Origin of the sequence: Brevibacillus migulae (assembly GCF_004521915.1) — a bacterium.
GTDB classification, from domain to species: domain Bacteria; phylum Bacillota; class Bacilli; order Brevibacillales; family Brevibacillaceae; genus Brevibacillus_F; species Brevibacillus_F migulae.
This window is the reverse complement of the sequence record NZ_SDKD01000008.1, coordinates 1-14,949: the sequence shown is the minus strand read 5'-3', so window position 1 is coordinate 14,949 and position 14,949 is coordinate 1. Positions and strand designations below refer to the sequence as shown.

At 47.3% G+C, this 14,949-nt stretch carries 16 protein-coding genes; 8 read left to right on the top strand and 8 right to left on the bottom strand.

From position 1 onward, the window contains the following. Positions 1-35: 35 nt before the first annotated feature. Positions 36-602 (bottom strand): CBO0543 family protein, encoded by a 567-nt coding sequence (locus EIZ37_RS10835; protein WP_134684627.1) that lies wholly within the window; start codon positions 600-602, stop codon positions 36-38. 179 nt (positions 603-781) lie between these two features. On the opposite strand from EIZ37_RS10835, the gene EIZ37_RS10830 reads away from it, so the two are divergent. Continuing rightward, the gene (locus EIZ37_RS10830) at positions 782-1,231 is read left to right on the top strand and encodes a WGxxGxxG family protein (RefSeq protein ID WP_134684626.1); all 450 of its coding nucleotides are present in this window, start codon (positions 782-784) and stop codon (positions 1,229-1,231) included. A gap of 122 nt (positions 1,232-1,353) precedes the next feature. On the opposite strand, the gene fabF is transcribed toward EIZ37_RS10830, so the two are convergent. Then, positions 1,354-2,592 (bottom strand): beta-ketoacyl-ACP synthase II, encoded by a 1,239-nt coding sequence (fabF, locus tag EIZ37_RS10825; protein WP_134684625.1) that lies wholly within the window; start codon positions 2,590-2,592, stop codon positions 1,354-1,356. A 124-nt stretch (positions 2,593-2,716) separates the two neighbouring features. Between fabF and EIZ37_RS10820 the strand changes: the two genes are divergently transcribed. Then, positions 2,717-3,556, top strand: coding sequence for a helix-turn-helix transcriptional regulator (locus EIZ37_RS10820; RefSeq protein WP_134684624.1), 840 nt, complete (start codon positions 2,717-2,719; stop codon positions 3,554-3,556). 232 nt (positions 3,557-3,788) lie between these two features. Next, a complete protein-coding gene (locus EIZ37_RS10815; protein ID WP_134684623.1) occupies positions 3,789-4,565 on the top strand; it encodes an arylamine N-acetyltransferase family protein in 777 nt (258 codons plus the stop codon). A 90-nt stretch (positions 4,566-4,655) separates the two neighbouring features. Here EIZ37_RS10815 and EIZ37_RS10810 read toward each other — a convergent pair whose 3' ends face one another. Then, on the bottom strand, positions 4,656-5,666 hold the full coding sequence (locus tag EIZ37_RS10810; RefSeq protein WP_134684622.1) for an AraC family transcriptional regulator: 1,011 nt from the start codon (positions 5,664-5,666) through the stop codon (positions 4,656-4,658). Between the two features lie 168 nt (positions 5,667-5,834). On the opposite strand from EIZ37_RS10810, the gene EIZ37_RS10805 reads away from it, so the two are divergent. Further along, positions 5,835-6,410: an NAD(P)H-dependent oxidoreductase gene (locus EIZ37_RS10805; protein ID WP_134684621.1), complete on the top strand. Its 576-nt coding sequence runs from the start codon at positions 5,835-5,837 to the stop codon at positions 6,408-6,410. Between the two features lie 58 nt (positions 6,411-6,468). Further along, complete coding sequence (locus EIZ37_RS10800) at positions 6,469-6,672, top strand: hypothetical protein (RefSeq protein ID WP_235827963.1); 204 nt, start codon at positions 6,469-6,471, stop codon at positions 6,670-6,672. Between the two features lie 81 nt (positions 6,673-6,753). Here EIZ37_RS10800 and EIZ37_RS10795 read toward each other — a convergent pair whose 3' ends face one another. Beyond that, positions 6,754-6,942 carry a hypothetical protein gene (locus EIZ37_RS10795; RefSeq protein ID WP_134684620.1) on the bottom strand — a complete coding sequence of 63 codons (189 nt, stop codon included), beginning with the start codon at positions 6,940-6,942 and terminating at the stop codon, positions 6,754-6,756. Positions 6,943-7,664: 722 nt separating this feature from the next. Between EIZ37_RS10795 and EIZ37_RS10785 the strand changes: the two genes are divergently transcribed. Then, the gene (locus EIZ37_RS10785; protein ID WP_235827961.1) at positions 7,665-9,395 is read left to right on the top strand and encodes a WG repeat-containing protein; all 1,731 of its coding nucleotides are present in this window, start codon (positions 7,665-7,667) and stop codon (positions 9,393-9,395) included. Next, complete coding sequence (locus tag EIZ37_RS26385; protein WP_235827959.1) at positions 9,377-10,186, top strand: tetratricopeptide repeat protein; 810 nt, start codon at positions 9,377-9,379, stop codon at positions 10,184-10,186. The genes EIZ37_RS10785 and EIZ37_RS26385 overlap by 19 nt, the downstream gene beginning before the upstream one ends. Before the next feature lie 193 nt (positions 10,187-10,379). Here the strand turns inward: EIZ37_RS26385 and EIZ37_RS10780 are convergent, their stop codons facing one another. From EIZ37_RS10780 to EIZ37_RS10765, 4 genes are read right to left on the bottom strand one after another with little or no spacing between them, the layout of a single operon-like run. Then, complete coding sequence (locus EIZ37_RS10780) at positions 10,380-11,495, bottom strand: aminopeptidase (RefSeq protein ID WP_134684618.1); 1,116 nt, start codon at positions 11,493-11,495, stop codon at positions 10,380-10,382. A 2-nt stretch (positions 11,496-11,497) separates the two neighbouring features. Continuing rightward, on the bottom strand, positions 11,498-11,884 hold the full coding sequence (locus EIZ37_RS10775; protein ID WP_134684617.1) for a Rid family detoxifying hydrolase: 387 nt from the start codon (positions 11,882-11,884) through the stop codon (positions 11,498-11,500). A 25-nt stretch (positions 11,885-11,909) separates the two neighbouring features. Further along, a complete protein-coding gene (locus tag EIZ37_RS10770) occupies positions 11,910-12,815 on the bottom strand; it encodes a PhzF family isomerase (protein ID WP_134684616.1) in 906 nt (301 codons plus the stop codon). Then, positions 12,812-13,714 carry a DMT family transporter gene (locus EIZ37_RS10765; protein WP_134684615.1) on the bottom strand — a complete coding sequence of 301 codons (903 nt, stop codon included), beginning with the start codon at positions 13,712-13,714 and terminating at the stop codon, positions 12,812-12,814. The genes EIZ37_RS10770 and EIZ37_RS10765 overlap by 4 nt, the downstream gene beginning before the upstream one ends. A 102-nt stretch (positions 13,715-13,816) precedes the next feature. Between EIZ37_RS10765 and EIZ37_RS10760 the strand changes: the two genes are divergently transcribed. After that, the gene (locus EIZ37_RS10760; RefSeq protein WP_134684614.1) at positions 13,817-14,722 is read left to right on the top strand and encodes a LysR family transcriptional regulator; all 906 of its coding nucleotides are present in this window, start codon (positions 13,817-13,819) and stop codon (positions 14,720-14,722) included. Positions 14,723-14,949: the final 227 nt, after the last annotated feature.

Sequence of the window (14,949 nt, the reverse complement as noted above, 5' to 3'; positions counted from 1 at the left end):
CTGCACGTGACCTTCCACCTAGGACGATGACCGTCCTATTTTTTTCGGCTCTCCAGGAATACAAACGTATTGAAAAGCCATTTTGACAGAAACACGATTGGAACATAGACGTATAGAAACAATTCCAAAAAGCTAAATCCTTTGTGCAGACGGAACAAATCAAGCGTATTCATGAGTGGCTTTAGAACAAAGGCGAATATAGCTGCGAGAATCAACCCGTACAAATAGTAATTCTTCTGTTTTTCCATCGCCCACTGATAGAGCAGCATAAACACCACTGGAATCAAGGAACTGTCTAATCCAAGCGCCACTGGGAAGAGAGGGATAGCAAAATAGGGATAATCCCAGTACCCCAGCCTCCAGCCTGCCAGATCTGCATAAGTAGTGACGACATGCACACAGAGTCCCAAAAAACCGATTTTAAAGACTTGGCTTCTATCGATCAAAAAATATAAGACGATGAGCGGGACAACCAGCATGGATACGGCAACCCAAAATTGCCATGCGTCAAAGCTGGAAAAACGCTTCCAATAATCCACCAGCTGATCAAGTATTTGGTGTCGGAGCTCATATAGGCGTGTAAACATTTCATTTTTGTTCAACCGTAATCCCCCTGTTTACTCTTCCATGCAGCTCCGCTGATAGAAGAGAGCCTTCACATTCTTACTATGCGCTCTCTTTGATCAACCTATCCCCATCGGCAGGCTGGTCGATGGAAGAATAATTTTTTCATCTCAGCGAAAGATATCGATATAAATCGATTCATAAGGGGGCCTCACGAATGAAAAAACGATGCTCACTTGCCTTATCGCTTGCGGTTGTAGCGGTATTGGCATGCCCAGCCTTTGCCGAAATGACGGGAACTGGCAACACCGGAAACACAGGGACAATCGGCAGCAACGGAACCATCGGAACTACAGGGACAACCGGAACTTACAGCGGCACCGGGACAACTACCGGATCTGGCGGAGCCTATGGTGGAACCGGAACAACAACTGGAACCATCGGAACCTATACGAATAATGGTACGGGAGCAAACGGAAATCGCGGTACAATGGGCACTGCTGGAACCAGAGGAAATAATGGTGACAATCTCTCCAATACCAATACTTTCCGAACCACTGCCGATGACGATAACAAATTCGATATGTCCTGGCTCGGTCTGTTGGGATTGGTCGGACTTGCCGGCCTGTTTGGCAGAAATCGAAATGAGAATCCAACCAGGACGTAATCAAAACCGCTTCCCTCCTGCAACGACGATAGCGCCCGTCACCAGACTGGCGCTATCCATCTACCAACGGATCTATCCGCAGCATTCACATCTTATCCCCATGCATAACTGCGATAACCCGCTCATTGATTCCAGGCTTTTAGCGCAATGACAGCATTATGTCCGCCAAAGCCAAACGAATTTGATAAGCCGATGCTTACATTCGCTTCACGCGCCACATTCGGCACATAGTCCAAATCGCACGCTGGATCCTTCTGCTCCTGATTGATGGTCGGTGGGATCAATTTTTGCTCAAGCGTTTTCACCAATGCGACAGCCTCTACCGCACTAGCTGCACCCAGCAGGTGGCCCGTCATAGATTTATTTGCAGTAACCGGAATCTGATACGCCTGTGCTCCAAACAGCTTTTTGATGGCGAACGTTTCAGAAAGATCACCAATCTCCGTGCTTGTCGCGTGAGCGCTGATGACGTCGACTTGATCAAGGCGAATGCCAGCTTCCTGAATCGCCTGTTTCATCGCCTGATAAGCACCGCGTCCTTCTGGATGGGTGGCAACCATATGATACGCATCAGAGCTGGCCCCATAGCCGATCACTTCCGCATAAATATGTGCGTTTCTTTGCAAGGCATGGGAAAGCGATTCTAGCACCAGGATGCCTGCGCCTTCTGCCATTACGAATCCATCACGTCCCGCATCAAAAGGACGACTGGCACGGGCTGGCTCATCGTTACGGGTAGAGAGCGCATTCGAATTGCCAAAGCTGGCCAATGGTACGTCCGCAATCGCCGCTTCTGCTCCCCCTGCAAAGATAATATCCGCTCCCCCGTAGCGAATCACCCGAAATGCTTCCCCAATCGACGTATTCCCGATCGAACAGGCCGTGACGGGAGACATGCTCGGGCCCCATGCCCCGATTTTCATACTGATCAACGCCGCCGCCATGTTTGATATCATCATGGGTACCAGCGTCGGGCTTACCCGTTCAGGCCCGCGCTCGCGGAAGATGGCCTCTTGATCAAACAAGGTCTGAATTCCCCCGACGCCAGAACCTACGTATACCCCCACACGTTCACGATCTACCTGATCAAGCGAAAGTCCGGCATCCTGCAATGCTTGCTCGGCTGCCGCCATAGCGAATTGGCAGTACCTGTCCATACGTCGTGATTCTTTCCGGCCAAGAAGAGTTTCCCCATCAAAATCCCGTACGATTCCGGCGATTTTGGCTTTAAACCGGGTGACGTCGAACGTATCGATTTTGGAGATTCCCGATTTTCCGTTACTCAGTCCATGCCAAAAGCTGTCTACCGTATTGCCAAGTGGTGAAACCACTCCCATTCCCGTGATGACTACCCTTTCCATCACAAGCCCTCCTTTTATTCCCAAGCTTGCAATTATCTTGTCACGTAATTTATTCTATTACAAGTTGTCAGTTATCCTAGTATAATCAGTACCATGATAAAGACACGAAAGGTGAGCGCATGTCATGGATCGTGAAACCAGGCTTCAAGCATTATCCGTTTTTCTGAAGTCAAAACGGGCGAAAATCACTCCTGAATCAGTCGGATTGGCAGCTGGCACCCGAAGAAGAACGCCTGGCCTGCGTCGGGAGGAGGTGGCCCAGCTGGCTGGAGTCAGCACCACCTGGTATACGTGGCTGGAGCAGGGACGAGACATCCGGATGTCTACCACCGTATTGGATTGTATTGCTTCGGCCTTGCAATTGACCGTCGACGAACGGAAATATCTCTACTCCTTGGCTCTGGAATCAGGGACCGGCGCTCTCCTGCCGCAGGAAGAGCAATATGAAATCACGCCTTCTCTGCAGAAGATCCTGCATGAATTGCGAACCTGCCCCGCCATCATTACAGACCGACGCTATTACATTGTCGGGTGGAATGAGGCGGCCTCCCACGTTTTTTTGGATTTTGATCAGATCCCTTTGGAGCAGCGCAATATGATTCGCCTGCTGTTTACCAGAAAGGAGCTGCAGCGGCTGGCTGTGAACTGGGAGCATTTTGTGCGGGGATTCCTTGCCATTTTTCGCGCCTATTACGGCCAATATGTCGAGGATGACTGGTACGAGGAGTTTCTTGCGGAAATGAAGGAGGTTCATCCGGACTTTGACCATCTCTGGCAGCAAAGCGAAGTCAAATCCGCTCCGGAGGTATTGATCGAATTTCGCCATGCCAAAGCCGGAAAGATGCTGTTTCATCTAACCTCGCTGCAGATCCAGGGAAGCAGCGATTTGCGCTGCAGCATCTACACGCCCGCTCCAGATTCCACCACCGAACATAAACTGAAAAAATTAATGGAACGACATTAGCGACTTCCGCTTACGAGGCAGCGTGGCTGGCGGTTACGGCGGATCTATACGGGGGATCGAGAAGTCCTTTTCGTTTTCCCGCAGGACTTCGATGGGACTGATCCCTTCTGGAGGAGAGGAGTTTCACATACGCCAAAAATGGTTGGGAAAATTTGGCGTAAGTTCGATATAATTTGCATAGGAAATCTGCAGGGAGTGAGTCAAAGCCATCTGCCGAATGGGAGGAGAACAAATGAGCGATCTGAATGCTTTGTTTCGCAAACGAATCGGTCTTTCAGAAAACAAACGGATCACGTTTGAAGACCTGGATCACATCCTGGAGAAAACGGCGAAATCAATCCCGTTTGAAAATTTTCGCGTAATTGAAAAGAACGCGAACGTCATCACGAGAGAGAATTTGGTGGACAAAATATTGATACATAGCGAAGGCGGACTTTGTTATGAATTAAACCCGCTTTTCTATCTATTTTTACGCGAAAACGGGTTTCAAGTAGTACTAGCACGCGGGATCGTCTACAATCACGAGCAGCAGCGCTATCCCGCCTCTGGAAGAACACATATCACCATCCTGCTCACACACGAAGACCAGACATATGTAGTCGATACCGGCTTTGGGGGAAATGTGCCGCTAAAACCTGTACCTTTGACCGGTGAAATGGTGGCCTCTGCGAATGGAGAATTTCGCATCAAACAAACGCCTACGGAGTACGGTGACTACATCTTTGAAATGAAATTGAAGCATAAGGATACGGATTGGAAGATCGGATATGCTTTCGACTCTAGACAGCCGATGACCGATGTCTCCGCATGTGATGTCGTCCGCCAGATTATTGTGGAGCATCCGGAATCCCCCTTTAACAAAAGCCCGTTGATCACGAAGCGGACAGATACGGGTTCTGTGACGTTGACCGAGACTTCCTTCACCCAGTGGGAGAACGGGCAGATGACCAAGGAACCAATAGATGGAGCAAGGTTTACCGAATTGTTGAGAACGCATTTTGGAAGATAGGTTTGGCACAGTCCGATTTGCCACTTGATACCCCTAAAGAAATAGACCGCCTTCCCAATGTCTGCGGTCTATTTCCTGTTTGTACAGCCCCTACATGGCTTCGATTTTTGCCCGAAATTGCCCTGGTGTTACCCCCGTCCATTTTTTAAACGCATTTTGAAAGGCACTCGGCTCGGAATAATGCAGCAAATAGGCGATTTCCCCGATCGAGCACCCTTTTTTGATATAACCAATGGCGATTTCTTTCCGCACACTCGCTGCCAGTTCATTGTAGGAGGTATGCTCCTCTTTTAATTTTGCTTGAAGGGTTCGAGGGCTCATCTGAAACGCTTTCGCGGTCTCCTGCAACGTAGGGAGAAAGGCTGGCATGCGGGACATCATCCATTGAAAGACTTGGTTTGAAAACACCCGCCCTTGCATCAGTTTCCGCTTGATTTCTTCGGCTATCGGTTCAAACGCCGTGCGCAGCCTGTAATCCGAATACAGGATCGGATACTGGAAAACCTCTTTGCTCAATCGGAGCGTATTTTCTTTTCCTGAAAAGCGAGGGACTGTCCCGAAAACCTCCCGATATGGAACGACATCGCTTGGCGCTGCATGTGTGAATTGCATCTCTAGTATCGGAATTGCCCGATTGCTCATACGGACGATCAGATGGTACAACGAGCTGACCATATCTTCCATGCAATGACGCGATATTTGCTCCGGGGTTGTCTTAACAAAACGAAGCACCATGTCGCTCCCCCGCTCTTCCCACTCCACGTTATACCCATTGCAAAGGATCACGTTATAGCGCTGAAATGCCAACAGAGCATCCACGATTTTCTCCGAATGCATCATGACATATCCGAGGATGCCCATATCCGCAATATCGGTTAACTGTCCCTGATGCAAGCCGAAGTGATCATCCTGCGTAAATGCCGCAGCCTCGTTCATCAAACGGATCAGCTCTTTTTCTTCGATACGTGCCTCCACATCCTGCAGCAGACTGCTGTCAAAAGAGACCTGGCGGCAAAAATCTTCAAAATCCAGACCTTTGTGAACGATTGTCTTTCGAATCGGATACACCATGGAGATGGCAAAGCCCTGGACATCAGTCATCAGTCATCAGTCAACACCCCCTCCCCCTTTTGCGTGAAACATCAAGATCTATTCGCGTTGGATCATTCATCTGTCTCCCGGATCACGGTATGCTGAATGCAGTCCTGATTCTCATACTATCACAAAAGTTGGAAACGGAAGTACGATCCAAAAGGAGGATACGGTAACGTGAACATACTCGTAATCGTCGGCCATCCCGATCCGGAGAGCTATTGCTCCGCCTTGTCTCGCGCCTATATGGAAGGAGCCTCTGGCCGAAACGCACAGATTCGCACCATTGACCTCAGCCGGATTTCATTTGACCCGAATCTGAGGTATGGCTATCGGAAAAGAACGGAGCTAGAGGAAGTGCTCATAAAAGCGCAGGAATTCATCAAGTGGGCGGACCATCTTGTCATTGTCTACCCCACTTGGTGGGGCACAATGCCCGCCATCCTTAAAGGATTTTTTGATCGTGTGCTGCTGCCTGGTTTCGCTTATCAATATCGCAAGGATTCCTCGTTTTGGGATAAACTTTTGGCTGGCAAATCCGCCCGCTTGATCGTCACCATGGACACGCCAGCATGGTATAACCGCTTGATCTACTGGCACGCTGGCCATCATGTGATGAAGCGAAACATTTTGGGTTTTTGCGGGATCAAACCAGTGCGTGTGACTGAGATCAGCCCGGTCAATACTTCAAGCGAGGAGCAGCGCAGCAAATGGCTGGAAAAGGTAAAGCGGCTGGGATCCGCGCTGGCATGACAGCTCAAGGCGAGTATGGCTCACACGATCTGGAAATGCTAGCTAAAAAGGAGGGATCATGATGCCGTTTGATGTTTCACTCATCCAACGTGTCGGCAAAGAAATCGAGGAATCCGGGAAACGATTGCAGGACTACATAAATGCGCCGAACGAGCTCCAGAATGAGCTGCAAAAGATCGAAGCAAACATGAACAGCCTGAATACCCTGTTGCAAGGGACAAAGGCGGCCGGGTCGAATGCAGGGACGATCATGCCGCAATAGGGGGATTGTAAAGAGCAAAAACGCAGCCAGCTTGGCTGCGTTCTTTTTGTCAATGTAAGACCATTGCGAACGATACTTTTCTTACAATTCCTTTTTGATGTTGGCAATCAATCGATCGGAGCTATTTTCATCGTTATCGAACATCACCAAATTATTCACCTTGATGCCATCCACCGTTTGAATGGCTTGAGACATTTTATCGGTTAATTCTTGCATTTCTACATTGCTTGTCATCTCAACATCCAACACTAGTACGATTTTTTTCTTCATTCCGTTCTTCCTCCAGTAGTCAAATGAATCCTTTTAAATAGTATCATTCGAGCGGTATAAATCTCAAACACATTCCAAATAACCGTGTATGAAAAAAGAGTCCCTTATTCTGAAAGGAACTCCCAGCGAAATGTACATGTGATTCGCTATCTTAAGCGAAAACTCGTTGTCGCTACCCACGTTCCAGGCGATCCCGCCCACGTCGAGGGTGGCTTCATTCTTAACGTTCCCCTTAAAACATAATGCCTCATATTGATCGGTGGCTCGTCAAAAAATGTTAAAAACCCAACATATGTGGCATAGGGTGTATCAAATGAGATTTGTCTCGTGCTTTCATTCCATGTCCCCTGAATCCGGAGTGCCCTACCACGAAAATTGACTGTACCGCTTACCCTGTTGTTCATGACAGAGTTGATGACGAGTATTCCAGTGCTTTGCGGTCTTCCTCCAACACTTGTGTTTAGTTCCCACCTTGATGGGAATGGCAAGGTGACCTGCGTAGGAATCTGTCCAATTGCCACAACGTCCCCTCCTTGCAATTAACTATATTTACCATTCAATGTATGCCGGATTGTCGAATAATTCATTAGGTTACCGTGTATTTCTGCTCGCGGTCATTTTCTTTTGAAATTCCGGTCCAAAAATATCCATGCTATAATAATGGGAATTTCTCACATAATGTTTTTACTGGTTGAAATTGTTAGATAAAGGGGAAATCAACCTTGTCACACAGAGTATATTTATACAACATCAGCACGCCTTCCGAAGCACAAGATACCGATAAGATGATGATGGAATGGGGCTATGAAATGCCTCTTTTATTACAGCCTCTCTTGTTTGACGGAGGATTTATCGGTGGCAACAATTACAACAACCACACAGAGCCCGATAATGCCGGACTATTTTACCCTGCCCAGGCGGGTATCGAAAACCTGAAACGCTTTTATCATTTTCTGGAGAAACAGGACAATCTGATCGCAAACAAAGAAGCCTTTGCTAAAGCCAAAAACAAGCTTTTCAACTACCTCGACAAATTGGAGCACCCTTATTTCCACCTGGATGCATGGGACGTATTCAATATGGACGACATCCCCCATGCTGAACAGGCACAAAGCTGGCTAGCCAATATTGCCCATAACAACACGGTCATCCATAAAGCAATGGAAAACGACGACATCTCGTTATTGCGCTACTCCGATTTGTTGGACGTCAATCCCGGATTTCACTCGTTTGCCGAGCTCCTCAATTATGAAGCATACCAATATGGCTGGGGGCACATCTGGCAACCCTACGAAGAAGAATCAGCTGTAGAAATTTATGAAGAGAATGGTCTGTGGGGGCTAAAAGACAAGGATGGGAAAGTATTACTGGATTCACAATTTGATGAGTTTTACGAATTTGGTCCCGAGGATCTTGCTGTGGTTGTCAAGGCAGGCAAATATGGCTATGTAAACAAATCAGGCAATATCGCAATCCCGTTGGTATGGGATGATGCCTACGATTTTGAATATGGTTCCTCGTTGGCCATTGTCAAACAAAACGATACATTAGGTCTCATCGACATCCACGGAAATACGGTCGTCCCTACAAATTATGAAGAACTAGAAGCACTCGACTACAGCGGATATTTTACGGCAAAGAAAGATGGGAAATGGGGAGTATTGGACGGCAAAGGAGGCGTTGCCATCCCTTTTGAATATGACGAAGCTTTCGAGTATGGTGAGCATTTTTACCATACCGCAGTGAAAGGGAAAAAGAACAAGCACATATTTAACGAGTATTTTGTATACCTCGGTGAATTTCCATTATCCGCAGTAGACCACATTGCGGAGGGGATTATTCTCGTAAAACTGCACAAGAATGCCAACCACAGCACCCTATACAAAAAAGACGGAACCGTATGCACGTCCGGCTTCGATAAATTAAACAGGCAATCCCACTTCCCCAATTTGCTGATCCTGCGCAAGGGGAAAAAGTATGGCGCTTTGGGCATACAGCAGGAAAGCCTTCTACTCCCCTATGAATTCGAGGCGCTGATTGAACTCCATGCCTATATCGACTCACGGCCGAGCAATCTGGTGCTGGCGCAAAAGGACGGGAAAAAAGGCATATTTGATGGGGATCCCATTCATCCCTCGTGGTTATTTCCTTTGGATGATTACCAAGATATCCATTGGGTCTACGAAAATACGTTTGCCCTGCAGCGAAATGGATTATGGGGGATTGCCAGCTCGTCTGAAAACTGGCTGAGCGATTTCGAATTTGATCTTGTCGTACGGAAAACGCCTGTTAACGGTTTCGCCTATGCTTTTAAGGGATCCGCGTCTATGTGTTGGATGCATTCGGGGTGTCGAGAGCCGATAAAAACCTGGTACTGGAAGATGTCGAAGATGAATATACTCACTATGATTTTGACGCTAATGTGCGAAAGCGCTTGCTGGACTATGCGTTAGCGGCTTCCACCGATAACGCTAGTGTTGATGAATACACAGCGGTGCATACTTTGTATAACCTGAGCATGGCAGCCTACGACTCAGGCGATTACGAAAAATCTATCTACTACGATACCATAGCGGCTAAAAAGGGCTACGCCCCCTCCATGAACAACCTTGCCCACATCTATTACAGTGTAGAAGGCCATATCGATGAAGATTTGGCTTTTTACTGGTATGAAAAGGGCGCTGCAGCAGGTGACTCCTATGCCATGAACGGTTTGGGCGCTTGCTACAAATATGGTATTGGAACGATGCCCCATGCAGAAAAGGCATTGCATTGGTTAGGCAAAGCTGCAGACTACGGTCTTGCATTGGCCCATAAAAATCTTGGCGCCATCTATTATGAGGGACAACTGGTACCGCAAGACATCGACAAGGCGCTCTGGCATTACCAGCAGGGGGAAATACTGGGCGAGCCCGACCATTCCTGGCTAGGCTACTTGCACGATTTGAAAGGGAATCATGAAATGGCAGTCCATTATTATCAACTGGATTATGAAAATGGCAGCGATGTAGGGGCCTATAATTTGGGGATCTGTTACAGCCAGGGCATAGGCGTAAGCAAAGATCTTTCCTCGGCCATCACCTACTTTCATGCCGCTTTGGAAAGAGCATATCCACATGCCCATCTCGAACTAGCACGGATATACGTTAGCGAGGAAGATTTTGCAGATGAATCCTTGGCGAAACATCACATCTCGGAGGCGGAAAAGGCTGGCCTTGAAATCCCTCAAGAACTTTTATCTTAAAGAAAAGATACATATACAGAGTGGAACTTTTCTTTCCTTTCTTCACGGATGAAGGTGGAGTAACATACTAAAAAACGCAGCCTTTGTTGGTTGCGTTTTTTACATGAGGTGGAGCATGGCGGGATCGAGCCTTTGACCTCCACATGGCCCGCATATCGCACGCACTCTTGCAAAGGCTTGTTTCACAGTCCCACTATTTCAACTGATCCGGGTTTAACCCCTTCAACTCATCAATGACAAACAGGCCATCTTTTCGGATTAGCATGTCGTCAAAGTATATTTCTCCCCCGCCATATTCGGGTCTTTGAATCTGCACAAGATCCCAATGGATGCTTGAGGAGTTACCGTTGTAAGCCGCATCATAGCATTGACCTAGCGCCAAATGAACGCTGCCCGCTATTTTTTCGTCAAACAAAATATCTTTCATGGGATGCAGGATGTAGGGATTTACTCCGATCGCGAATTCCCCTAAATATCTTGCTCCTTCGTCTGTATCAAAAATAGCATTGATTCTAGCCGTATCATTGGCGGTCGCCTCTACTATTTTTCCGTTTTCAAAGCGCAGCTTGACCTTTTCAAATACAAACCCATTGTATGGACTTGGCGTGTTGATCGTGATGGTACCGTTCACGCTATTTTTAACTGGCGCTGTGAACACCTCTCCATCCGGGATATTGCGTAAACCTGATGATTTCACCGCCGGAATATCCTTGATCGAAAAAGTCAGTTCCGTTCCAGCCGCTACCACACGAACTTTATCCGTCTTATTCATTACCTCTACAAGCGCATCCATGGCTTTGCTCATCTTTGCATAATCCATGGTGCAAACATCGAAGTAAAGGGTCTCGAATGCACCAGTACTCATCTCTGCCAACTGTGCCATGGAGGGATGCGGGTAGCGCAGGATCACCCACTTTGTATTTTTTACACGGAGGGAGAGATGAACCTTCCGATTATATAGCATGTTGTAAAGTCTCATTTTATCATCTGGTATGTCCGATAATTCATAGATGTTATGACCGCCGCGAATGCCTATATAGGCATCCATCTTCGCCATTTGATGAGCATCAAAGTCCGTCCACATTTGCATTTGCTGTTCGGTTGCGTGCATCAGCAGCTCTCTAGTCACTTGATAATCGCGCAGGTTTACATATGGATGCGCCCCCGTTTCATGAACTTTTTTTACTACGGCCTTCACCAAGGCGTTATCAATATGAAAGGCTTCGATTAAAACATGCTCTCCTGGTTTAACCCTGGTTGAATAATGGACCAGCACATCTGCTACTTTTTCTACTCGGGAATCGAACATCGTTACTGTCCCCTCCTGCTTCCGGCAACAGCCTCAATTCCCACTTTGCATCCAAAATGTAGCTCCTTCACGACAACCACTGATCTCGCAGGTTTATGAGTCCCGAAAAACCGGCTATACACCATATTCACTTTGTCCCAATCGGCGATATCTGTAATGTACACCGTCGTTCTGATCACGTCGTCTCTATTGCTGCCCGCTTCTTGAAGAATCATTTCGATGTTTGTCAATATTCGTTCTGTTTCCTCTTCGACCGTTCCCTTCTTCTTTTCGCCAGTATCCGGGTCGATCGGCAATTGATTGGAGATATAGATCAGTCCATTATGAATAACTGCTTGAGAGTAATGACCGGAGGGTTTTAACGCATTATCAGTAGATACATACATCATTTTTTCCACTTCTCCTATTCTTCTCTTATAAAATCAGTTCAGATTGAAATACAATCACCGCGTTGCCTGAAACACTGACCTCAACTGGTTTTCCATTTTTTATTTGTACGTCAACCTCTATCGTTCCGGAGCGTTCGATTGCTTCCCCTTGCTTCGCTTTGAATCGGAAAAAAGAACCATGATGCCGGGCGAGTTTATGATGGACCAGATATGCGCCAAGGGGGCCATTTGCATTGCCGGTTACGGGATCCTCGTTTATCCCGATTGCCGGGGCAAACATCCTTCCATTTGCCAGGATGTCATCCTCCGCAGAATCCAGCGTAAAGGTATAGTAGCCGTTGCACATGATGCGTTGGCTTAATTGCGCAAGCGCTTGATAATTCGGCTTGAGCTGATGCAATACGGAACTGCTTTTCAGCCCAATCATCACTTTGGAGTGACCCGTCGATACGACTTGAATCGGGCAATCTGCCATGATATCGCCTTCTGTAATGTGTAATGCATCCAAGAGAATCTCCCTGTTCTCCCCTTCTAAGACCGCGCCAAACTCAATCTTCCCTTGCGTCATGATGATTCGATAATCGTCCGCTTCCCTGATGATCTGCACTGGCAAAATGCCTGCCCCTGTTTTATGAATGACTCGTGTGGTATCCAGCTGTTGTTCGACAGCCCGTGCATAGTGTGCTGCGATGGTAGCATGTCCGCAAATGGGCACCTCCATGGTGGGTGTAAAGAAGCGAACATGGACATCATAGGCAGGGTCACTTGAGGAAAAGATGAAAGCCGTTTCCGAATTGTTTAGCTCACGAGCGATCTTCATCATTTCGTTTTCCGTCAATCCATCCGCATTTGTGATCACTCCGGCAGGATTCCCCGTGAACTTCTCTTTGGTAAACGAATCTATCTGATATAATCGGTATTTTCTGGTCATCCTACTGCCCTCCCTTCCGCACTTTGAGATTTCGGCTTACCGTTAACCAGGACGATGCTTGTAAGTATCAGGACAAGACCCGCCACCAGCTTGAAGGTTATCGTCTCTCCCATAAAAAGGACGCTGATGATGAGTGCGATTAGCGGTATCAAAAAAGTATAGGAGCCCACTCTGCTCGCTTCGCCCGAGCTGACGAGTTGAAAGAAAGCCAGCCACCCCAGGGCCGTCACGAAAACCGAAATAAACAGCAAATCCAACAGAAAGGGGGGCGCCCAGACGATATCATCCCAGCTTTCAAAGATTGAACCTGTACCTAATAATAGGACTCCGCCAATCAGGATCTGAAGCGCAACCACCCAGACAGCATCAACCTGATCCGCCGTTTTCTTCATATATAACGTACCGAACGTCCAACAGACCGCACTGGCTAATCCCAGCAAAATCCCGGCAGTTGAGAGATCCTCAGTACCTCCGTTTATGCTGATTGCAGCGACCCCGAGGAAGCCAAGAAACAAGCCAACCATTTTCCCGAAGAACATTTTTTCCCCCAGCCACAGCCAAGAGCAGATGCCAAGCAGCACTGGCTGAAAGAACACAATCGTCGCAAAAAGACCGGCAGGCAGATATTTCAACCCTATGGTTTGGAAGATGTAAAACAAAAAAATGTTCACCGCTGAGGAGATAAGATAGATATGCCAGGTACGTTTCAAATCAAGCTTCTTGTAGTGAGGAAGCGCAAAGAGCACTAAAAGAAGTCCCCCGATAAAGATCCGCAAGCCGGCAAAGAGCAAGGGAGGGGAGAACTCGAGTGCATATTTGGACAGCGGCCAGTTCACCCCCCACATGATTACAAGAAACGCCAGATATACTGCTGTACGCGTACGCGAAAGTGGCAGCATCTTTTCATCAACTCCTGTTGTCGATTATTTCCTTTTGATGATACAATGGCTCTTAAAATAAATAAAATGAATGTTCATTATAGGGAGGATAACAAAATCGTTATGACCCAATCACAACTGAGCCTCTTTGTGAAAATAGCAGAGACGGGAAGCTTTACAAAAGCCGGTCAGGAATTGAACATGACACAGCCTGCTGTCAGTCGCGCCATCTCGACGCTCGAATCAGAATTAGGCGTGACTCTCATGATTCGAGATCGAAAAAATGGAATCATGCTTACGGAGCTGGGTGAGCGTTTGCTCGTGCTATTCAGAGAAATTTTGCATGGTTTTCAAAAGGTGGAGCAAGAAGTGACAGCTGCTAAGGGCTTTGAAGTGGGGACCATTCGCATCGGGTCATTTCCGATTGTTTCCGCTCACTTCTTACCGAAAATTCTGCGGGTTTTTGGAGAGAAGTATCCGGGGTTGACATTTGAACTGTATGAAGGAACCATCGATGAAATCAAGGAATGGTTATCCTCCCGAATCATCGATGTAGGCTGGGTTATTCCGTCAGATGACGAGTTTGAGCTGATTCCATTTCTCAAAGACCATATGTGTTTGCTCCTGCGCGATGATCACCCTTTGCAGAAGCTTGCTGAGATACACATAACCGATTTGAGTAACGAGCCCATGGTACTTTGCAAAGGCGGATTTGAAACGCCGATCTATGAGCTGTTCCACAAAGCCGGAGCCACTCTCCACGCAAAATTTGATGTTCATAACATCACCACCGCGTTAAGCATGGTACAAGAAGGTCTCGGTATGGCGATCGTATCGAAAATATCGTTATCTTTGTCGGCATTGCCGCCCAATGTCCTCATACGTGAAATTCATCCACAGCCGTACAGAGAGATTCACTTGGCGGTCCCTTCTTTACGAGAGGCTTCGATTGCGGTGAAACTTTTCATTCAAACAGCGAAAGATTTATTTTTATCCGGGAATCCAGTCACTACAGCTACTGGCCGCTAGGGTTTCCCATCGTCTGACTGCTCGAATATTATTTGAATAGCGCACGACAAAGTCTCTGGGACAGCCGAATGAATGGTTCGTTTCGGAGATTTTTCTTTTCAGATTGGGTTTTATACGAAGTCTACAAGCGGTAAATGTAGACGAAATGTTATGGATATGCGGGAATAAAAAAACGGCATTTCTGCCGTCAGGCTGTCGAGAAAGTCGACAGCCTTTTTATTTCTCTA